General features: G+C 39.1%; 20 protein-coding genes. All 20 read right to left on the bottom strand.

Going from position 1 to position 20,291, the window contains the following annotated elements; all coding sequences use genetic code 11:
• Positions 1 to 8: 8 nt before the first annotated feature.
• Complete coding sequence (gene pdaB / locus UFO1_RS06435) at positions 9 to 749, bottom strand: polysaccharide deacetylase family sporulation protein PdaB (protein ID WP_038669294.1); 741 nt, start codon at positions 747 to 749, stop codon at positions 9 to 11.
• Between the two features lie 190 nt (positions 750 to 939).
• Entirely contained in the window at positions 940 to 2,586 is a 1,647-nt protein-coding gene (gene groL / locus UFO1_RS06430; protein WP_038669292.1) for a chaperonin GroEL, read from the bottom strand.
• A 28-nt stretch (positions 2,587 to 2,614) separates the two neighbouring features.
• On the bottom strand, positions 2,615 to 2,899 hold the full coding sequence (groES, locus tag UFO1_RS06425) for a co-chaperone GroES (protein WP_038669289.1): 285 nt from the start codon (positions 2,897 to 2,899) through the stop codon (positions 2,615 to 2,617).
• Between the two features lie 173 nt (positions 2,900 to 3,072).
• A complete protein-coding gene (locus UFO1_RS06420) occupies positions 3,073 to 3,654 on the bottom strand; it encodes an ANTAR domain-containing response regulator (protein ID WP_038669286.1) in 582 nt (193 codons plus the stop codon).
• A 2-nt stretch (positions 3,655 to 3,656) separates the two neighbouring features.
• A complete protein-coding gene (locus tag UFO1_RS06415; protein WP_038669283.1) occupies positions 3,657 to 5,078 on the bottom strand; it encodes a histidine kinase N-terminal domain-containing protein in 1,422 nt (473 codons plus the stop codon).
• A gap of 121 nt (positions 5,079 to 5,199) precedes the next feature.
• On the bottom strand, positions 5,200 to 6,231 hold the full coding sequence (gene tsaD / locus UFO1_RS06410) for a tRNA (adenosine(37)-N6)-threonylcarbamoyltransferase complex transferase subunit TsaD (protein WP_038674968.1): 1,032 nt from the start codon (positions 6,229 to 6,231) through the stop codon (positions 5,200 to 5,202).
• Between the two features lie 228 nt (positions 6,232 to 6,459).
• The gene (gene rimI / locus UFO1_RS06405; RefSeq protein ID WP_038669280.1) at positions 6,460 to 6,906 is read right to left on the bottom strand and encodes a ribosomal protein S18-alanine N-acetyltransferase; all 447 of its coding nucleotides are present in this window, start codon (positions 6,904 to 6,906) and stop codon (positions 6,460 to 6,462) included.
• Positions 6,903 to 7,610, bottom strand: coding sequence for a tRNA (adenosine(37)-N6)-threonylcarbamoyltransferase complex dimerization subunit type 1 TsaB (gene tsaB, locus UFO1_RS06400; RefSeq protein ID WP_038669277.1), 708 nt, complete (start codon positions 7,608 to 7,610; stop codon positions 6,903 to 6,905). The genes rimI and tsaB overlap by 4 nt, the downstream gene beginning before the upstream one ends.
• Positions 7,592 to 8,083, bottom strand: a complete 492-nt coding sequence (gene tsaE / locus UFO1_RS06395) for a tRNA (adenosine(37)-N6)-threonylcarbamoyltransferase complex ATPase subunit type 1 TsaE (RefSeq protein ID WP_038669274.1) — start codon at positions 8,081 to 8,083, stop codon at positions 7,592 to 7,594. The genes tsaB and tsaE overlap by 19 nt, the downstream gene beginning before the upstream one ends.
• Positions 8,084 to 8,111: 28 nt before the next feature.
• Positions 8,112 to 9,107, bottom strand: coding sequence for a thiamine-phosphate kinase (thiL, locus tag UFO1_RS06390; RefSeq protein ID WP_038669272.1), 996 nt, complete (start codon positions 9,105 to 9,107; stop codon positions 8,112 to 8,114).
• 214 nt (positions 9,108 to 9,321) lie between these two features.
• Positions 9,322 to 9,909, bottom strand: a complete 588-nt coding sequence (locus tag UFO1_RS06385; protein ID WP_236639344.1) for a GerMN domain-containing protein — start codon at positions 9,907 to 9,909, stop codon at positions 9,322 to 9,324.
• Positions 9,906 to 11,072 carry an N-acetylmuramoyl-L-alanine amidase gene (locus tag UFO1_RS06380; RefSeq protein WP_236639343.1) on the bottom strand — a complete coding sequence of 389 codons (1,167 nt, stop codon included), beginning with the start codon at positions 11,070 to 11,072 and terminating at the stop codon, positions 9,906 to 9,908. The genes UFO1_RS06385 and UFO1_RS06380 overlap by 4 nt, the downstream gene beginning before the upstream one ends.
• Positions 11,073 to 11,522: 450 nt before the next feature.
• Positions 11,523 to 12,689 (bottom strand): acyltransferase family protein, encoded by a 1,167-nt coding sequence (locus tag UFO1_RS06375; RefSeq protein WP_144390866.1) that lies wholly within the window; start codon positions 12,687 to 12,689, stop codon positions 11,523 to 11,525.
• A gap of 72 nt (positions 12,690 to 12,761) precedes the next feature.
• The gene (locus UFO1_RS06370; protein ID WP_038669263.1) at positions 12,762 to 13,286 is read right to left on the bottom strand and encodes a hypothetical protein; all 525 of its coding nucleotides are present in this window, start codon (positions 13,284 to 13,286) and stop codon (positions 12,762 to 12,764) included.
• 224 nt (positions 13,287 to 13,510) lie between these two features.
• Complete coding sequence (locus tag UFO1_RS06365) at positions 13,511 to 14,494, bottom strand: alpha/beta hydrolase (RefSeq protein WP_051788849.1); 984 nt, start codon at positions 14,492 to 14,494, stop codon at positions 13,511 to 13,513.
• A 127-nt stretch (positions 14,495 to 14,621) separates the two neighbouring features.
• Positions 14,622 to 17,015, bottom strand: coding sequence for a hypothetical protein (locus UFO1_RS06360; protein WP_038669260.1), 2,394 nt, complete (start codon positions 17,013 to 17,015; stop codon positions 14,622 to 14,624).
• The gene (locus tag UFO1_RS06355) at positions 17,012 to 17,887 is read right to left on the bottom strand and encodes an ATP-binding cassette domain-containing protein (RefSeq protein WP_038669256.1); all 876 of its coding nucleotides are present in this window, start codon (positions 17,885 to 17,887) and stop codon (positions 17,012 to 17,014) included. Before UFO1_RS06355 ends, UFO1_RS06360 begins: the two co-directional genes overlap by 4 nt.
• A gap of 6 nt (positions 17,888 to 17,893) precedes the next feature.
• A complete protein-coding gene (locus UFO1_RS06350) occupies positions 17,894 to 18,766 on the bottom strand; it encodes an ATP-binding cassette domain-containing protein (RefSeq protein WP_038669253.1) in 873 nt (290 codons plus the stop codon).
• A 26-nt stretch (positions 18,767 to 18,792) separates the two neighbouring features.
• Positions 18,793 to 19,632: a hypothetical protein gene (locus tag UFO1_RS06345; RefSeq protein WP_144390865.1), complete on the bottom strand. Its 840-nt coding sequence runs from the start codon at positions 19,630 to 19,632 to the stop codon at positions 18,793 to 18,795.
• A complete protein-coding gene (locus UFO1_RS06340) occupies positions 19,632 to 20,177 on the bottom strand; it encodes an RNA polymerase sigma factor (RefSeq protein WP_236639342.1) in 546 nt (181 codons plus the stop codon). The genes UFO1_RS06345 and UFO1_RS06340 overlap by 1 nt, the downstream gene beginning before the upstream one ends.
• Between the last annotated feature and the right edge of the window lie 114 nt (positions 20,178 to 20,291).

The following is a 20,291-nucleotide window of genomic DNA, read 5'->3' as shown; positions in this document are numbered from 1 at the left end:
GCAATCTTTTAATGCCTAAGTATCCCATTTTGTGCGTGTTGACTTAACAGTTGGCCCACAGTGACAATTTCATAACCTTCGGCCTTTATTTTATCTAACAAAATAGGTAATGCTTCCGCTGTCTGAACTGGAGTATCAGATGCGTGCATAAGAATAATCCCTCCAGGTTTCAAACGCTTCATAACCCTTTCGATAATAACATCGCGACCAGGATTCTTCCAGTCCAAAGAATCAATATTCCATATAATGGTTTTATATCCTAATTCATCTGTTACTTTTAAAGATTGTTGACTATAATGACCATTTGGTGGACGAATTAACGTAGCATCTACACCAGTCACTTCTTTTATCAGTTCATGTGATTTTTCAATATCTTCCTTAACCCATTCTCTTGTTCTATCACCATAATTTTCATGGCGATAACCATGACTTGCGATTTCATGTCCATCTGTCACCATACGTTTTGCCACATCTGGATACTTCTTAGCCCAAGGCCCCATAATAAAAAATGTTACTTTCGTATCATGCTGTTTTAATGTATCCAATATTGAGGGGGTAAACTTATTGCCCCAAGAATGATCAAAGGTTAATGCTACCACTTTACGTTCAGTCCGAGTACCAGCAATCGCCATAGGTCCTGATGCAATAAGTTCCGCCACTTGAATATAAACCGCACTAATCGCAAAAAGTCCTATCATCCCATAAAATAAATGTCTACGATTAAATAAACGTCTTAGATTTAAAACCATATCCGTCCCCCTTCCGCCGCTACAATAGTATGTATGCAGGAAAAGGAGAATTTATGAAGATAAAATAAAAAAGAAGTTGCGCGCAAGTTTCTAACTTGCGCGCAACTTCTACATTTATGTTAGCAAAATGTTAGCATTCGATGTACATCAGCGGACAAACCCGTTCCTGCAAAGGGGTTTGAGGCTTATATTACATCATTCCGCCCATGCCGCCCATGCCACCCATGCCGCCCATGCCGCCCATAGCAGCAGCAGCGCCACCGTCTTTTTCAGGCTTGTCAGCGACTAAAGTTTCAGTAGTTAATACCATAGCTGCAATGCTGGCTGCGTTTTGCAGTGCAGAGCGAGTTACTTTTGCTGGATCAACAATACCTGCAGCAATCATATCAACATATTGCTCAGTTAATGCATTGAAGCCCATGCCTTTACCAGCTTTCTTCACGTTTGCAACAACGATGGAACCTTCAAGACCTGCATTGTTAGCGATTTGACGTACTGGTTCTTCAATAGCACGTCTTACAATATCAACACCAGTCTTTTCATCACCAGTTGCTTGAATACTATCAAGAGCAGAAATTATGTCAATGAAAGTAGTACCACCACCAGCGACAATACCTTCCTCAACAGCAGCGCGAGTTGCGTTCAAAGCATCTTCGATACGGTATTTCTTTTCTTTCAGTTCTACTTCTGTAGCAGCACCTACTTGAATGACAGCTACGCCGCCAGATAATTTAGCAAGACGTTCTTGTAATTTTTCTTTATCGAAATCTGAAGTGCTATCTTCGATTTGTGTTTTGATTTGACTAACACGAGCTTTAATTTGAGTTACATCGCCAGCACCATCAATGATCGTAGTTTCTTCTTTAGAAATACGTACTTGACGCGCACGACCAAGATCAACAAGCTCAACAGTATCAAGCTTACGACCAATTTCTTCTGTAACAACAGTACCACCAGTTAAAGCAGCAATATCTTCTAACATAGCTTTACGACGATCACCAAAACCAGGAGCTTTTACAGCTACGGCTTTAAATGTACCACGTAATTTATTCACAACCAAGGTTGCTAATGCTTCGCCTTCGATATCTTCAGCAAGGATCAAAAGTTCCCGGCCTTGTTGTACTACTTTTTCCAAAGTAGGAAGTAAGTCTGCAATAGCACCAATTTTACGATCTGTAATCAAAATATAAGGATCATTTAAGACCGCTTCCATTTTGTCAGTATCAGTTACCATGTATGGGGAAATGTAGCCACGATCAAATTGCATACCTTCAACTACATCAAGGTTAGTTCCCATACCTTTGGATTCTTCAACAGTGATAACACCGTCTTTACCTACTTTTTCCATAGCTTCTGCAATTAAGTTACCAATTTCTTCATCAGCTGCAGAAATAGAAGCAACCTGAGCAATAGCATCTTTGGTTTCCACTTTTTTAGAAGATTTTTTAATTTCTTCTACTAAAGTTTTTACTGCTTTTTCGATACCCTTTTTAATAATCATAGGGTTTGCACCTGCTGCTACATTGCGCATACCTTCGCGAATCATAGCTTGTGCCAATAAAGTTGCAGTAGTAGTACCATCGCCTGCGACATCATTCGTTTTGGTAGCAACTTCTTTTACCAGTTGCGCACCCATATTTTCAAACGGATCTTCCAAATCAATATCACGAGCAATTGTTACACCATCGTTTGTAACGGTAGGAGCACCAAATTTTTTGTCAAGAACAACATTACGACCCTTAGGTCCTAGTGTTACTTTTACTGCATTTGCCAGAGCATTAACGCCTCTTTCTAGCGCGCGACGTGCATCTTCATCAAATAAAATTTGCTTTGCCATTCTATGTAATCCCCCTAATTAATTTTTATTATTGTACAACTGCTAAAATATCTCTTTCGCTTACAATCAGATATTCTTGTCCTTCGAATTTCACTTCTGTACCAGCGTACTTGGAGAATATAATTCTATCGCCAACTTTTACATCAAGAGCAATACGTTGGCCGTTTTCTAACACTTTACCAGTACCAACCTCGATAATTTCTCCTTCTTGTGGCTTTTCTTTTGCAGTATCCGGTAATACGATACCACTTTTTGTTTTCATTTCACCCTCTAAGACCTTAATGACGACTCTGTCACCCAATGGCTTAATCATTGAAATATCCTCCTTCATGATGTGTATTATAGTAGCAACGTTGTTAGCACTCAATGCTAGCGAGTGCTAATCACATAATTTATGATATAAAATTCAGCAAGAAAAAGCAAGTGTTTTCATGGTAAAAATCAGTATTTTTTTTAAAAAATATAAATTCGCCTACTTTTTCACGCTTAATTTCTCTTAGTTGCTGCTTGCACTATGGATTCAGCCACATCTTTAATTGCTTTGCGTTTACTCATACTATATTGTTGAATGCGCCTATATGCTTCTGTTTCACTCAAGTTATATGCATCCATTAGTATTCCTTTTGCACGATCTAAAATCTTCCTAGTTTCCAGAGACTGTTTTACATTTTCTAGTTCTTGTTCTAATTCGGCAAATTCTTGAAAGCGTGATAAAGCAATTTCCATTGCAGGGAATAAATTAACTTCTTTCACAGGCTTAACTAAATAAGCCAAAACCCCTGAATCTTTGGCTTTTTCCACAATATCTTTTTGGCTAAAGGCTGTAAGTAATAATACCGGTGCAAGTTTTTCGTTAGAAATTATTTTGGCAGCTGTAATACCGTCCATTTCCGGCATCTTAATATCCATGATAACCAAATCAGGTCTATATTGACGAACCAAATCAACGGCCCGTGAACCATCAGAAGCTTCAGCTACTACTGTATGACCCGCCTCTTCTAGAATTTCCTTTAAATCCATTCGAATAATGGATTCATTATCTGCAATTACAATACGCAATGGTTCCATTTTCAAACTCCTCCCTCCACCTTACGGGGAATGGTAATACAAGCATGGGTACCTTGATCTGTATACATTTCAAAACTCCCGCCAACATCGCTTTCAATAAGAGTACGTACAATCTGCAATCCTAAACTATTCGATAATTGTGGATTAAATGTTGGCGGCATGCCAATTCCATTATCATATATTTCAATTTTATACTTGTCTTCCATCGTCGTAATGTCAACCCCAATGATACCTTCATGCCTGCCAATAAAACCATGTTCTATTGAATTTTGAATGAGTTCATTGATGACGAGTGCCAAACTACTAGCTTGTTCAGAAGGGAATACTACTGTTTCCCCATTGAAAATAGTTTGCAGGTTGAAATCGGGTTCTAGCATGTTTTGTATGACTAAATCGAGAATATTTTTTGCGACTTCTGCCACATCAATAAACTCTGCATCTTGCTGTGATAAAAATTCATGAACAACGGATATACTGGAAATACGGTTCACGCTTTCCCTTAAAGCTGCTTTTACTTCCTGTGATTTAGTGCGTCTTGCTTGTAACCTTAACAAACTAGCAATGGTTTGTAAATTGTTTTTTACTCGATGATGTATTTCCTGAATCACTGCAGATTTTATTAGTAACTCTTTTTCTTTCTTTTTTAATTCGGTAACATCTGTCAAAATCATCACTGTGCAGACACTTACCCGGTTAACGACAATAGGAATGGCCCTTTGTACTAAAATCATATTTCCAGCAGTTAATTCAGTCTCACAAGGTTCTTGCACTGTTATAGCCTTCTGGGCTAATCCCATATTGGCCTGACGATCATAAATGCGCCTTCCGACAATACACCCTACAGCTAAAACCTTATAAATACTCTCTGCTGTTGAATTAGCAAAAACAATCTTTCCTTGTTCGTTGATTATCAAAATACCATCACTCGCTGATAAAGATCGATAATACTTACTACTACTTGGTATTTTCACTGTTGACAGTAATAGTTGAGCAGTCTCTACAAGCAATTGATGACCTTCCATATGAGATTCTTCCAAACTGGTTTCAAAACTGATAGCAGCAATTACGTTACCACTTGCATCCCGTACAGGATAGACTTGCATTTCCATCCACATGCCAAGTGCCCATTCACGTTGTCCATGAATTGCTTCGCCTTTAGAAATGCTGCGCCAAATAAGCGGCTCTTCAGAAGCATAAACGGTACTCCCAAGTAAATTCGGCTTGTGTTGTACAAAGCTAGTATTTGGCTTTACCTGGGCAGCAATCACCAGGAAATTTTCATTTCGTGCCTTAGCATATAAGGTAACCTGAGCATGAGCTAGATCACTCGCCAGTCCTAACACTGCACAAATATTGTCTAATACTGCTATTTGCGCAGGAGCTAATGCAGTTATTTTCCGACAAACATCTCCAGCCACTCCCATATATACCTCCATCTATTCTTACTACTGTATGTAAAATACTATAAATACTTATTCCACTTATTCCTTAAAAATTCCTTGTTACTGGCTACGGGCGCTTTCTTTTATGTAATGGAAGCCCTTTCTACCGGTTACCTAATTTTAGAGAAGGCTTTGCATTCAGATGTAAGTCCGCATAATCTCCAACGAGATGTTGATAATAAGCCCGACAAGCAATCATTGCCGCATTATCTGTGCATAAAATAATATCTGGGAAATATAAAGAAAAGCCCGCCTTTTGGCATGCACTTTCCATTTTCGCTTTAAGGCTGCTATTGGCAGCCACTCCTCCAGCCAAGACGATTTGTTTTACACCACAATTCGTTGCCGCCTGTAAACTCTTGCTGATTAATACATCTACTATAGCAGCTTGAAAACTAGCAGCTACATCTGCCGTGTTTATTTCTTCCTCTTTTTGAGCAGCACTATTCAAGTAATTAAGTACTGCTGATTTTAATCCGCTAAAACTAAATTCAAAGCTATCTTTTCCAGGTAAAGCCCTGGGAAAAGAAATGGCTTCTGGATTTCCTGTCAGGGCTAAACGATCAATGTAAGGCCCACCCGGGTAAGGCAGTTTCATAACTCTTGCTACCTTATCAAAGGCTTCACCCGCAGCATCATCTCGGGTTTGACCTAACAATTCGAACTCGTTATACCCTTTGACATGCACTAAGGAAGTGTGCCCCCCTGATACAACCAAGGCCATAAAAGGTGGTTCTAACTTAGTATGAGCTAAAAAATTAGCAAAAATATGCCCTTCTAAATGGTTCACCCCAACTAATGGGATACCTGTCGCAAAAGATAAGGCTTTGGCAACGGACACGCCAACCAGCAAAGCTCCGACTAAACCTGGACCATAAGTAACACCTATAGCTGAAATATCGTTAAATGTTACACCTGCGTCACGCAGAGCTTGGTCAACTACAGGAATCACATTTTCGATATGTTTACGAGAGGCAATCTCCGGAACTACTCCTCCATATTTTTGATGTACTGGTACTTGAGAGGAAATGACATTTGATAAAATTACACGTCCATCAGCCACTACAGCTGCGGATGTTTCATCACAACTGGTTTCTAAAGCCAGTGTTAAACAAGGTTTGCGTTTTTCTTGCATTTTTTCCAAAACAATGGCCTCCATCTTTTCTTCTATCTGACGCAATCTAAAAGTATTGTCACACTTTTATTCTCTGCTACATATTGTAAGTATCATCAATCACCCTATTAGCCACGCAAGTGGCTCTTTTTTTACGGAATCAGAAAGTATAACACTTTCTTGATTCCAAGTAAGAACGACTAAGGCTTCTGCCTGCGTCCGAGGACTTGGCACAAACCAAGTCTTTTCTTATGGGAAATCGCACCACATAATAATTGCATCTTCCTTTGTCTCAACATAGTAATTACGCCTTCTCCCTTGTGGCACAAAACCGAATTTCCCATACAGATTTTGAGCAACCTCATTTGATGCGCGCACTTCTAGTGTCATTCGAAGGGCTCCCCGTTTTTTAGCATGTTCGATAAGAGCAGTCATTAACTGTTCTCCGAGTTTTCTCCCTCGATGTGTTGGTAAAACTGCCACATTGGTAACATGCGCTTCATCAACAATGAGCCACATACCCGCATACCCAATAATCTGACCTGCTTCAACCATTACTAAGTAATAGGATAAATCATTATTCATCTCATTAACAAAGCCCTCACGTGACCAAGGTGTAATAAACGACTGCTGTTCCACAGCGAGTACACCATCAATATCTAGGGCATTCATACGCCTTATGGAAATTGAATTCATACTGTGATTCCATGACGACGTTCCCACAACACCTCGGCTTCAGAACGTCTAACATATACAGGCTCCAAGTTCATAACATCATGCTGTATGCCTTGTGCTATTAATTTATGCCCTAGGCCAGCCACGCTACTTGCTCGTTGAATAATAATATGAGGTGCTGCTACTATTAAATTTTTGCCTATTTGCTTTATTTTTTCTTTATACATCACAGCAGATTCTCCAAGCAAAATAACGGGACGATCCAGCTGGCTTAATTTTTCCAATGCAACATCCACATGTATTACAGCTGCAGGTTCAATTTCCTTTAACTCACCCTGCTGCCATTCAAATAAGGCCTGGTATACATTGCCTTTTTGTGCGTCAAGCATAGGAGCTAAAATCACCCCTGGTACTGGGCAACCATAGGCCATCGCTGACAAAGTTGGCACCCCTACAAGAGGAATATTCAAAGCATAAGCCAAGGTTTTGGCCGTTGATAAACCAATTCTCAGACCAGTAAAGGACCCTGGGCCAATACTAACAGCAACTGCTTTAATATCACTCTTTGCTACTTCTGCCATGTCCATTAGTTTGACTATATGGGGCATTAATAATTCTGAGTGCGTTTTTTTTGTTTGTAATGTAATCTCAGCTAACAATGTATCATTCGTCGCTAAAGCGACACTGGATACTAAGGTAGCTGTGTCTAAGGCAAGAATGGGCATATCTGTTTCAGCTCCTCACAAATGTGTTCATAAGCAGTACCAAGAGCAGAAATACGTATCACCCGCTCATTTACCTTACCGCCATTATTTACAAAATCCGAATTTATTTCAATCCATAAATATTCGTCAGGCAATTGATCCGGGAATTTGTCTGGCCATTCGATAATGGAAAGACCATCACCCTCTGTATATTCATAGAATCCAATATCATATAATTCTGCTGCATCCTCTAATCGATACAAATCAAAATGATATACAGGAAAGCTGGCTTCATATACATTCAAAATAGTAAAAGTTGGACTATTTATGGCATCTTGTATATCTAATCCAGCTGCCATTCCTTGTACCAATAGTGTTTTTCCTGCTCCTAAATCTCCTACTAAACATACTACCTGTCCCGCCGACAATACCTTTGCTAAACATTGCCCAAATGCAAAGGTTTCCTCAGGCGAGGTTGTTTTAAATTCTAACATAAAAAATTGTTCCTCCTAATTACCTCGCTTAACGGAAATGATTGTATCCCTTTGGCTCCAGCAGAGTTTCTTTGCCATCCTCAAAAACAAGTCTCACCCCTTGCTGTTCTTCAACCACTTCACCAATAACCGTTAGGTTTAACCTATCACTATTTTGCGATAGTAATTTAAAATTCTGAGATGAAATGGTAAAGACCAGTTGATAATCTTCACCACCATATAAAGCATATTCAACCCCAGATTTATTTAATTTAGAAGATGCATCCCTCAATTCAGGAGATAATGGAATCTTATCTTGATATACTCGCATCCCTACCTGACTTGCCTTGGCAATCTCATTTACTTCACTTGCTAAACCGTCACTAATATCATTCATGCTGGTTGTACCAAAGGAGGCTAATCTCCCCCCTGCTTCTACCTGAGGTAACGGTACTAAATGCTTTGTTACTAATGGTAGAAAAAAGTCGTACTTTTTCCATTCTTCTTTTTGCAAAAGATCGAGTCCACAACCTGAGTCACCAAGGGTACCAGTCACTACAAGCAGCTCTCCCGCACTGGCTCCTGATCGTTTTTGCAGTTTTTCTGGCGCTACTTCTCCCATTGCAGTTACATTAATAATGAGCCCTTGAGGACTTGCTACAGTATCGCCACCCACAATATTGACGTTAAATTTCTCGCAAATTTCTTTCGCACCCTCATATAACGCAACAACAAAATCTACCGACAAATGCTTGGGTAAAGCAATCGACACAACTACATGTCTAGGAATTCCGCCCATTGCAGCAATATCGCTTAAATTTACAGCGATGGCCTTATATCCTAGCTGCCGAGGGCTGGTTGTACGTAAATCAAAGTGAACTTGCTCTACTAACATGTCTGTTGTTACTAATTGCAATTGACCAGGACTTGGCAAAAGAGCAGCTGCATCATCACCAATTCCTAACACAACATTCCCCTTATTTTTAATTGTATCTTTCTTTATTAGATCAATTAAGGCAAATTCCCCTAATTGCTTCAGCTCCATTTTAGTCACCACCCAATCAGTATAAATATATAACGATTCTGCCTAATAGTAAAAAATTCCTGCATCTTTTTATTATTCTCCACGAATTTTAAAGCTTACCTATTATCATCACCATTTATCTAGGTTTTTAATGCACCCTTCTTGTATATAGGCAACAGCAGTAATCTGAAATCAGATTACTGCTGTTACTCACGCTTTTTTCGCTATCTAAATGTTACTTTTTTATAATTTTTTCCGAACGACTTAAAGGTTCTCCAATATCCATATGCCCCGATATGGTATCGATCTTTTTACCCTCAACCAAAATTTGCACTTTTTTTATGTCATGAAACTCAGTCAACGTATTTACAATGGAGGCAACTAGTAAGATCTCGGATGCCGAACCACCTTTGTTATTTTTCACTAATTGGTCACTAAAATCAACATAAGCAATATGTTCTTTCACCGAAATATTTCGTAATTTGGTACCCGCAGGAACTACAGAAATCAATTCTGGGTTCTTCGTTCCAGCCACTAATAGCTCCATCGCAGTTTGCGCTGGATGAGTGTTTTTGGGAACTACATACTGCTCCCCGACTAAATTTAGCGCATCCTTAGTTGAATAATATACTGTCATCTTCATCGTATCTTGTCCCACTGAAGAAGGTGTAACAGTACCTCCCTCTATTGGCGCAGCTTGCTGCTGTGGGTTTTCATTTTGCAAAGGAACTGGTGGCTGTTGAGTTGTATTATCACACCCGCCTAGCATTACTGTCATAAGCAGTAACATAATGAATAGGAATATTCTCTTACGAAACATCATAAGCCACCTCCCCTTTTAGCGGCTTGACTAAAGAACTTGTCCAATCCTTGAACAATTCCTTGGGCCATTTGTTGTTGGAACTGGTATGTACTCAATAGCTTCTCCTCAGCAGGATTCGAAATAAAACCAAGCTCCGCTAGTATTGATGGCATTGTGGTACGTTTTATTACATAAAAGCCAGCAGAATAAGTACCTCGATCTTGAAGACCGCCCGTTGCAACCAAACCATCTTGAATACAATTTGCTAACAAAGCGTCATAATTACTTTTCTGATAATAATAGGTAGCCGTGCCACCTACTGTTGGATTGGAAAAAGCATTAATATGTATGCTTACAAAAACATCTGCTTTATTATTATTGGCAACGATAGTTCTCGCTTTTAACTCGTCGACTGCACTGGCATTCGGTCCATATACATCTACGTCGGTCTGCCTAGTCATCAATACTTTGGCTCCCGCATTTTCTAACATTGCTTTTACCTTTTGTGCAACTGCCAGCGTTACTGTTTTTTCTTGCACTTTATTAGGACCAATCGCGCCAGGGTCACTACCGCCATGGCCAGGATCAATCACAATCACCTTGTTTCTTAGACCAGGGGTAAAGTTGTATACTACCTTAGGTACAGGTTTATTAATATCCACTACAACACGAAAAGATTTCTTATTAGCAGTATCACTCTTCAAAGTGAATACTTTATAATCACCATCATCAATCATCGCAGGTAAGTCCACAACGGCCTGACTATTATTACCATCTTTTTTGATAAACCTAACTTTTTCAGCAATTTGACCGTCTAAAGTTATCGAATCATCTACATCTCCCACTACTGCACCTTTTATATCAAGAACTAACTGTGGGCCATTTCCATCTAAAGTACTACTAACTATTACTGGGTCACTTGTATCAATAACCAGTCGTAATTTGCTGGTTCCCTCAACAGCATCTTTATGCACTAACCATCGAGCACTGTTTAGCTGATTTGTCGCCCTAGCCCCTGCCATTGGCAATGAAATAGCTGATTTCAATATAGGTACGCTAGCAGCCGGACTGGCGTCAGGTACATTATTATCCAACGTTTCTGCCATGCTTATTTGAGGTACAAAAAACATCATAAATAAAAGCAGGCTTAGAAATATAGAACGAAATCGACGCAAATTTAACACCTCCGTATGTGAAAGACATCTAAAAATCTACAAAACACAAGACAATTTTTATGTTTTATCCCGCATAAAAACAATATTGTGAGTTCTTTTATTAAAATTCGCGCTGATTGACAAAATTCCTGCAAGGTCGTAAGGATTAACTTTTAGATACTATATAATCAGATTTACAAAATCTTTGGTTAATAGATTATTAGTACTGTACTAATAATCCCCTTTTATCGACTCTTCATCTTGAATACATAAAAGGGTACCTTACGCTTTACGTGTAAAGTACCCTTTTACTACAGTCAGCAACAATTAATTATAAACTGCTACTTTGTAGACTGCGTAGTTCTTGTATATCCAATAATTTTAATACCACTATTGCGATTCTTTTAGAAAGTTATAATATTATTTCTTATCATTTCAGAAGAAATATAGATTTGTATAGTGGAGACGAGTAAGAATAAACTATTTACTTAGTATGTGCGGTCTTGCCCGATAAATAAGTGATGGTATTTTCGATAAAATAAATTCACATACGAAAATACACAATGCTATCGTTAACACTGAGACAACTAGAAACTTAACGAATACGTTTATTTGATAACCACGGATAGCTAAGATTAACAGCATTAGAATCGGCTGGTGGACAAAATAAATACCGTAGGAATTGGTCGCCAGCTTGTTCAACATGTTGGATGTGTAATTCATCCAACGATAAAATAAGGCCACCAAGGCGAATACTGCCGAAAGACAAAAAAAGGAATACAATAAATCGTTAGCAATCATTACTATTAGAAGCTCCCGTTTTGCCCAAAACATAATTCTAAATTGAGTATAGATGCTACCTAACACGATAGCAATTGGTCCCCAAATTTTTATTCCAGGCATATATCCACAAGCAGTAAACCACTGCTGATGGTAGGCGTAAATACCTAAAGCAAAATAAAAACTATACAAGATACATCGCGTAGGTTGAAACATGAGTACATGTTTTACCATTATCCATGTATAATCATCAAAAAACTGTTTTACACCAAAGAAAGCAATACTTGTAACCAGACCAAATCCAATAATAAATTTAATTGACGGTAAACTCGTTTTAACTTCACCACTTACCAACGGCTTATAAAAATAATAGACAAGAGACAACACTAGATAAAACAAGATCAACACACCTAAGAACCAAAGATGAGCATGTTGACGTGCTAAGTCGAAAAAAATGTTAACCCAGTAATCTAAATAAGCTGGAGGTGTATCGAATCGACTTAAAAAATAAATATAGTTAATAGCTGGCGCCAGAAATATGATCCCCGCAAAATATGGAATGACAATCCTCAGTATTTTGCCTTGCCAAAATACCAATTGTCCCTTTCGTGTTAAAGAACGGATAGCAAAGAATCCAGCAAGTAAAAACATAACCGGCATTACAAATACATCGTTGAATATAACAAATAAATTGAAAAAGAAATCATTTTGGGGGTCAATCACATAATACCACTGTGGGCCGCGAACCATATACGCTAAAGCAGCATGATAAGCCACTACCAATAAAATGATAAGCGACCGTAAATTATCTAAAAAATACATTCTGTTGATAAGATTTTCTTGTCCGGTAGAGCTTTGTTTTGCCATAGTTACCAACCTACTCACTCTCCTTCTAGCAAACTATTCTACATTTTTTATAACTAATACACATCATACTTGTCATGGAAGAGTATATGTAATAGTCGCATTCTGGAATGAAGTGAGCTTTGTGTCATCCTCTACAGATTTTAACTGCTTACCACTAAAAGCTGATACACCTTTTATACCTTCGAAACGTCCGGTTCCTTTTATAATGGTTCCCTGTCCCTGATTCAAAGGAAGTCCATCTTGGGTCCTGATTATTTCTGAGATCCAAGAAAATACGATCAAAGATCCATCATCAAAAGCAAATTTAGAATAACCTTGAGCCGTTCCACCCTTACTACGGCGGGAATCAAAAGTGGAAACCGTTGAGTACTTAGCTGTTTCTCCATTACTGAATATAGCCTCTCCCTCTCGTTGTGTCATACCAATTACGTGTCCTGCCTCGTCCCCCGCAGGAAGCCACTGCGAAGAAACAATATAACTTGTAGCCTCCACCTGCAGAGAATGTTCTGTTTCTGCTGATACCGTAACAACTGGGGCGCAAATCCATATGATTCCAATCAGAATGGTCATTAATGCAACGAACCTATTTTTCTTCATTTTATTTACCTCCGATTTATCCTTATTTTTTTACCGGTCCTACAGTAATAGCGACTTCTCCAAGGGGGCAACAGTTTTCACATCCCACGCACAAATTCGTGTTCACATAGGGTCGATTTTCCTCATCCACTTCTATTTGAACGTAAGGAACCATTCTCCTTTCGTGAATGCTACTTTCGCATTTGAGCCACTCACAACTATGATACCTTACCTATTATTTCAAACTACGGCTTAAGGTAGTGTCCGAACCACTCAACAGCTGTTGTAGAGGCCTCAGAAAAACTTGAACCTTCATAGGAAGAAAAATGATCACCTTTTATAACAACCATCTTTTTGGGTTCTCCAGCACGCTCAAACGCCTTTATTTCACCGTCAGCCGACGTCACAATATCTTCACTGGCAACAATCATCAACAAGGGAGTTGGCGAAATTAGATGAATAAACGCTGCCGGATTGAATTCCTTATAAATATCAAGTGACTCTATCGTAACTTGATTTTTCCAATTTGGAGCTTCCTTTGCTGCTTCTATAAAATAATTGTAGGCTTCCTTTTGAGGAAGACAGGCGGGCTGCCCCGTAGGCGCGACTACAGGATAGTAGTTCACGATTCCCTTTGCATACTCTTCCACTCGATTGCGAGCATAAAATGCCGCCCTCCGTTCTCGAGCTTCCTCACCCATATTTTGATAACGGGCGTTAATTGTTGGCATTTGGGCAACCACCGCTTTCACACGTCTATCAAAGGCTCCTAAATGCAGAACGTGCCCCCCACTATCCGAGGTCCCCCAAATACCAATACGCTCAAGGTCTACCTCCTTCTGTAGGGATATCCAAGTAATAGCGTTTCGGTAATCCTGTTGTTGGTCAAAATAGAAGATTTGCCCCCTTGGTTCCCCCTCACTAGCACCAAGATACCGATAATCGAATACTAGAACAGCAAATCCGGCTTCCGCGAACTTTTCAGCAAACTTGTTAAGACTCATCTCCTTTACCCCAGTAAAACCATGTGCCATGACAATTGCGGGATGCTTTGTTTCAGGATTTACATCTTTAGGTATATAGTACCAACCTGCGCACACCAAACCTTGGCTCTTGAATGTAACATCACGCCGCTCAAAATCAGCACACCACACCACAGATTGAAATGAACCTACCAGAATCAATACCAATAAACCCATTAGACAAGTTTTAGAAAAAAATTGTTTCACATTTCATAGCTCCTTCCCCATATTTTTGCAAACCAGATGTTCATAAAGTAATACGATTATACTTATCATTAGGTTCACCATTTCCTGGAATAATCTCAAAAAAATAAAAAAAAAAGAAGCGCAATCATCACTGCGCTTCTTTATTTGTAATTTGAGCACCGAAATCCCAGTTTAATTTGAACGTCAAAGTGCTACGTATTCTGTTCTCTGGCGGATTCTTCAAATGATGGCTTAACGTGTTTATACTGTTACGATATTTGTCATCCCTAGATCCCGCATCTTTTCTTACGTCATCATGTTGCTTCAACGCACCGATTAACTCCAGGGCATCAACCATGTCAGCTATTTCAATCACACGTTTATCTTGATATCTCCTGTTAACAAAACGCAAAAATTGCCTGACCCCATCGTCTCCCAAGTTTGACTGCCGAATACTGTCTAGCAATAGAAATATTTCCTGTACGATTCGCCCTCGCTGACCCAGCATCTCTTCGTTGTCAGGAGATTTTTCATTGTAAAATAGCCAGTATTCCCTAGCATGGTCATAAAACTTCTTTCCCTGCTTATTTTCAGTATATAGGATATACATATAAAGTGCCAAACCGTCAGCTATATCACCCTTTGGTTTACTAAAACAATTTGGCCACCAAAGGTTTAAACTACGTGCTTCGCTCAGAATACGTCCTGCTGACTGCGACCACCAAGGAGAATACAATGCTTTCGTTAAAAATATGGCTTCCGGCATGGATATTGCATCAATAACACCTAAGTTACTCGTATTCATTAAACTATCATACGTAAGAAAGCGTGGAGCTTCAAATATTACATAACCGTTTTTCACATCACTCCTGGCAGCATCGCCACCTCGAGGAACCAAGCTACCATAATAATCAATCTGACTGACCTTATATGCCATGTTATTCAAATTATAATCATGGTTAGAAAAATGATAAAAATCAACCAATTTGTCGGTCCCAGCAACCACTATTTTTGTATGTTCATAAGGTCCGGCAAGTAAAAACACATCCCTACCTGCTTCGGAAGTGAATTCATTCCGTTGTATAGTACCATCTCTAACCTTTTTTTTAAATTCTATATTTGAAATAAACATTACATCTTGATCACTCTCTACTGTCATCTTGAAGGGCACTGGGATATGGGTAACGAGCACACTCTGTTTTAACTGTTTTGGCTGATTCGTCCAAGGTGAGAAATAACTGAACGTGGAGTGTAGAGGCTGCCTGCCTAAAACAGGATACCAGGCATACCCTCCACGTAAAAAGGTAAATGGAGAAGCTACAAAATTAACAAGTCCTGTTGACTGTCCATAAATATCCTCCGCCCACTCCCACACTTTACCTGAGTAGCTTATCTCCACCGTCAATAACTCTGTAGCTGCGAAACTTCCGTGGGGAAGGTTTACGGTTACAGTTGGTCCTTGCTGCTGCCATACTAGTGCCTCACCAGTAGCTCTGTTGACCACTCGTTGTACACAAAGGTAGTCACGAAGCGTAAATTCAATAGTAGGTGGTGAAGTTTTTCCAAGGTTTTTCAAGGTTATCTGCGCCTTTACTACCATATTATGCGTATTAGAATCCAATGTGATATATAGGTCATAAGCAGCAGGAAATATGCTTTGTACATCACTGTTTGCTCTTGGAAGTAATACACCCCTGGAAATAGTACTATCATTTTTATCATTCGAACTTTCAATCTCCAAATACTGCCATGTAGTATAAAAAGTCAATACTACTATAGCACTGCAGGTCAAAAATAAGGGAAGACAAGTTCTTATTATATTTTTTCTCTGTTCCCGCCTTACGTTTTCAATGATAACCGCAATAGTAAATAATATGACAGACCAAGTAATTTGAAAAAAAATAATTGCCTCTATTACTCCATCATAGGGATATACCCCAGTAACTTCCGAAGGGTTCCCTCCAAAACCATGAATAAAAGTAAAATTAACAATTGCAACCCATTGGGGAAATAAAACGCCTGCATTACCCGTCAGGAATACTCCTAGCAGCCACCAAAACAATAATAAAAAATAAAGGCGAACCGCATTCTTCGTTAGACTGAACACCATAAATGTTATGCCAATTACATTGATACAGGCAACAAGATACTTCACCATAAAAGCCCAGCAAGCCGACCAACTAATATAGACAGGCAATGACGTATTTGCAACTAGTAGCATGGTTAGTAATAGTTCTATTCCTAAAAACAGGAACAACAACAATACAGCAAGTGCCCGCCCGCCTAACAGGAACAGATTCTTATAGGGAAGGGTATATATAATCTCCGTAAAATCGTCCCGTTGATCTTTCGTTACAACTTCTGCAGACAAAAAAAGTAACGCAGGTATAAACATTTGAGCAACACCTGAGATCACCTGCCCTGCTAAAAGAAATGCTGCCCAAGCGTACGCGTTAATCAAGAGAGCAATAAGCCAAAATTTTTTATTTTTAAAATATATCTTACATTCAAATATAACTGTATGCGTAATTACAGTAATCATGGCTGCACTCCGGCATTCATCAATGCCAAATATCCTTCTTCTATACGGGCTTTTGCTGGCATTGCTTTTCCGTGAGGTTTTTGGGCAGACAATACCCTTACTACCACATGTCTATCCGCTTCTTGTACGCCGAGTATTTTACAGCTCATCTTAAGCTTTTCCATTTGCTGATAATCCGTTTCCACCTGCCATACTAATCCATCTGCCAGACCGATTAATTCTACTGGGGTTCCCTTATACAGCATGTAACCCTCACGTAAAACCAATAGAGTACTACAACCGAACACATTGCTTAAGGAATGTGTTGAAATTACGACTAAGCTCCGGCCAGCCACCTCGGCAATTAGTCCCTCTAACCTCCTACTTTCTTCTGGATCAAGCCCTTCCATCGCTTCATCTAGGATTAATATACGAGGCCTCCCAAGCAGTGCTTGAGCTATACCCAGCCTACGTTTCATTCCGAAGGAATATTCCCCTATAATTAACTTACGAGCTTCATTAAGATTTACCCCATCAATTGCTTCATCCACCATATGTCGCCGTATTTTCTTATCATAGATGCCTTTAAGGACAGCAATATAATCTAGCATCACTTCCCCAGTAATTGCTTTATGAAAACCAAATTCCTGGGGAAGATACCCTATCATCGAGCGAAATAACTGTTTGTTTTGCATTAACTCTAATCCATCAAAATACACTTCCCCTGCAGTCGGTTCTTCCAAGCCTGCTACGATCTTTAAAAAAGTCGTTTTCCCAGAGGCGTTAGGACCAATCAGACCAACGATCCCCGTTCCCACGCTACAGCTAACATCATGCAAAGCGGTTATGCTTCCCTTATAAATTTTCATAAGATTCGTTACCTGCAATCGCAATTTCTTTTACTCCTTTTGCCTGACTATGTAGATATAAGCATCTTTGACTCTAGGCTGAGCCGACCGCACTCCCAGAATGCCTGGCATAACATCGCTTACGATTCTTACTTGACAAGTTTCCTCATCAGCATGTAATTCGCTTACAGCCCATATATTTGCTATTTGCTGCCCTGATTCTACTGGTACATCTACGACCCAGACTTTCCCATTCATAAGATCAATTAACTCTTGAATACGTCCATTAAAACGTACTTTTCCGTTTACTAATAACATTCCATCAGTAAACGTAGTGAAATCCGTCAAGATGTTACTGCTAAATATGATGATACGGTCTTTTGATAGATGAGAGAAATAATTCCAAATAAAAAGTTTTTCTTCTAGATCAAGCCCAATCATCGGTTCATCAAGAATTAAAACATCGGGATCAGCAAGTAATGCCTGGACTATTCCGAGGCGCCGTCTCATCCCAAAAGACCAACTGCCAATCTTCCTATCTAAAAAAGAGGTCACCCCTATAAATTGGGAAACTTCTTCCACCCTGCCTGGGTATAAACTGGATGGGATACCTTTTAGCCTTGCCATGTAATGCAAAAAATCCCTACCAGTCATATCAGGATAAAAACCGAACTCTTGGGGCAAGTACCCTATGTTTTGTTTATATTGCCTATAATCTTGGTTAATATCTTGCCCTTTAAACAATATCCTTCCTGAACTAGGTCGCAGCATACCTACCATTAGGCGCAATAACGTGGTTTTTCCCGCTCCATTAGGACCAATCAACGAGTAAATCCCCGACGTAATAGTGGTCGAAACATTATGTAACACCCATGAATCCATTTTATATTTTTTTGATATATCTGCGAGCTCCAGAGTTAACATCTTGCCTCCCCCCCTCTTTACTACTCCTAAACTAACCGCTCTTCAGGTTTCCAAATACGTAAAGAAAAAATTAGTAGTCCAATCCCAAGCAACATACTGATAAGATTAATAACAACACTCGTCAGGTTAGGTAATAATAGGTGTAGAAAAGAGTCTCCGTCTATAAGGGTTACCTGGCAAATCCACAATGCACCTGCCATTGTACAACCACTTGTTATCCCGAGCTTTAAGGACGTAAACAACGCGACTCCTAACATCAACAATAGGGGCGATAACCAATTCAACATCAAATTCCAAATAACAACGTTATAGGAAGATTGAATTATTACTGTAGCTGCAGTGCAAAGCATCACATTATAACTCAGAACTATCAACATTCGTGCCGTAGCTACCTGAACAGGTGAATAGCGACAAGTCGCTTCCATTTCTTCTACCTTGTATATTTGAGCACGATACTCATAGAAAAGGGTTAACAAACCCAACAAAGGTGACGCGATAACCAAAACTCTTGGTAAATTTCTCTCGAAAATGCTAGCTAACAGTAAACTAACAATAAAAAATGTAATAGTTAAAGTTACGAACCCTCTGCTCATTAGAGTCATCTGAGATACGATTAACTGTAATATTACAGGGATACCATTATCTTGGCGCGTATTCACAATTACGTCTCTAAAACGTTGTCCTTGATTTATCCTTGCTCTCTCCTGGATAAATACGGGTTTAATACTTTGTATAAGCTGGTTCGTAGCTTCCATTGACGGCGAATCCATATGATATTTGTCTAATTGATCAAAAACATCGTTCATATCAATGTTTACCAAATCCTCACCGATATCGCGCACTATTTCCTGTCTTTTCTTCATCATTAAAGCTCCTTTGTGGAGAAAATCTTTTTTAACTGTGACAAGCCTTTCGATAACCTAGATTTTACTGTACCTGTTGGAATATTAAGTACACTGGCTATTTCGTCTAATTTTAACTCATCATAATAGCGCAAGATTAACGTTTCACGGTAAATATCGCCAAGGCTATTAATCTCTTGGATCAGCCTAGCTCTTTCATAATCTTTTACTAGGGATTCTTCTGGTGTTGCAGTGTTAGTGGAGCAACTCTTTGTTTTCTCCAGTCCAGGGATTACTTTCCTTATGTAAGCTTTTTTTCGATAATCTTTATATGTATTAATAGCAATACTATACAACCATGCCTTAAAAGGAAGTCCTGGTCTATAATACTGTATTCCTCTACACACTTTAATAAAACTTTCTTGAGTAATATCATGGGTAGCGTGATAATCCTCGCACATCCTTAATATATAGACATGTATTGGTCCATGATAGCGCTTAATAATTTCCTCAAAAGCTTCTTCACTACCCATTTGCATTTGCAATGCTAATTCCTCATCAGAGACCAATAAACCACCACCCCTAATCCTTATTATATATACGAATTTGTTCCGCATTTGGTTCATTTTTCAACTTTAAGCTATATTTACACCTTATTTACCTTAAAATATAAAACTCCTGCA

It is taken from the genome of Pelosinus sp. UFO1, from assembly GCF_000725345.1.
Taxonomy (GTDB): Bacteria; Bacillota; Negativicutes; order DSM-13327; family DSM-13327; genus Pelosinus.
The sequence above is the reverse complement of the archived record's forward strand: the minus strand, read 5'-3'. Positions and strand labels throughout refer to the sequence as shown.

Excerpts from the sequence above, each read along its gene's own strand:
- UFO1_RS06350 (WP_038669253.1), bottom strand. The coding sequence starts at position 18,766 with ATGTTAACTCTGGAGCTCGCAGATATATCAAAAAAATATAAAATGGAT.
- UFO1_RS06370 (WP_038669263.1), bottom strand. The coding sequence starts at position 13,286 with ATGAAGAAAAATAGGTTCGTTGCATTAATGACCATTCTGATTGGAATC.
- UFO1_RS06345 (WP_144390865.1), bottom strand. The coding sequence starts at position 19,632 with ATGATGAAGAAAAGACAGGAAATAGTGCGCGATATCGGTGAGGATTTG.
- groES (WP_038669289.1), bottom strand. The coding sequence starts at position 2,899 with ATGATTAAGCCATTGGGTGACAGAGTCGTCATTAAGGTCTTAGAGGGT.
- tsaD (WP_038674968.1), bottom strand. The coding sequence starts at position 6,231 with ATGCAAGAAAAACGCAAACCTTGTTTAACACTGGCTTTAGAAACCAGT.
- tsaB (WP_038669277.1), bottom strand. The coding sequence starts at position 7,610 with ATGCCCATTCTTGCCTTAGACACAGCTACCTTAGTATCCAGTGTCGCT.
- UFO1_RS06360 (WP_038669260.1), bottom strand. The coding sequence starts at position 17,015 with ATGATTACTGTAATTACGCATACAGTTATATTTGAATGTAAGATATAT.
- UFO1_RS06415 (WP_038669283.1), bottom strand. The coding sequence starts at position 5,078 with ATGGGAGTGGCTGGAGATGTTTGTCGGAAAATAACTGCATTAGCTCCT.
- pdaB (WP_038669294.1), bottom strand. The coding sequence starts at position 749 with ATGGTTTTAAATCTAAGACGTTTATTTAATCGTAGACATTTATTTTAT.
- thiL (WP_038669272.1), bottom strand. The coding sequence starts at position 9,107 with ATGGAGCTGAAGCAATTAGGGGAATTTGCCTTAATTGATCTAATAAAG.
- UFO1_RS06420 (WP_038669286.1), bottom strand. The coding sequence starts at position 3,654 with ATGGAACCATTGCGTATTGTAATTGCAGATAATGAATCCATTATTCGA.
- UFO1_RS06385 (WP_236639344.1), bottom strand. The coding sequence starts at position 9,909 with ATGATGTTTCGTAAGAGAATATTCCTATTCATTATGTTACTGCTTATG.
- UFO1_RS06375 (WP_144390866.1), bottom strand. The coding sequence starts at position 12,689 with ATGGCAAAACAAAGCTCTACCGGACAAGAAAATCTTATCAACAGAATG.
- tsaE (WP_038669274.1), bottom strand. The coding sequence starts at position 8,083 with ATGTTAGAATTTAAAACAACCTCGCCTGAGGAAACCTTTGCATTTGGG.
- rimI (WP_038669280.1), bottom strand. The coding sequence starts at position 6,906 with ATGAATTCAATTTCCATAAGGCGTATGAATGCCCTAGATATTGATGGT.
- groL (WP_038669292.1), bottom strand. The coding sequence starts at position 2,586 with ATGGCAAAGCAAATTTTATTTGATGAAGATGCACGTCGCGCGCTAGAA.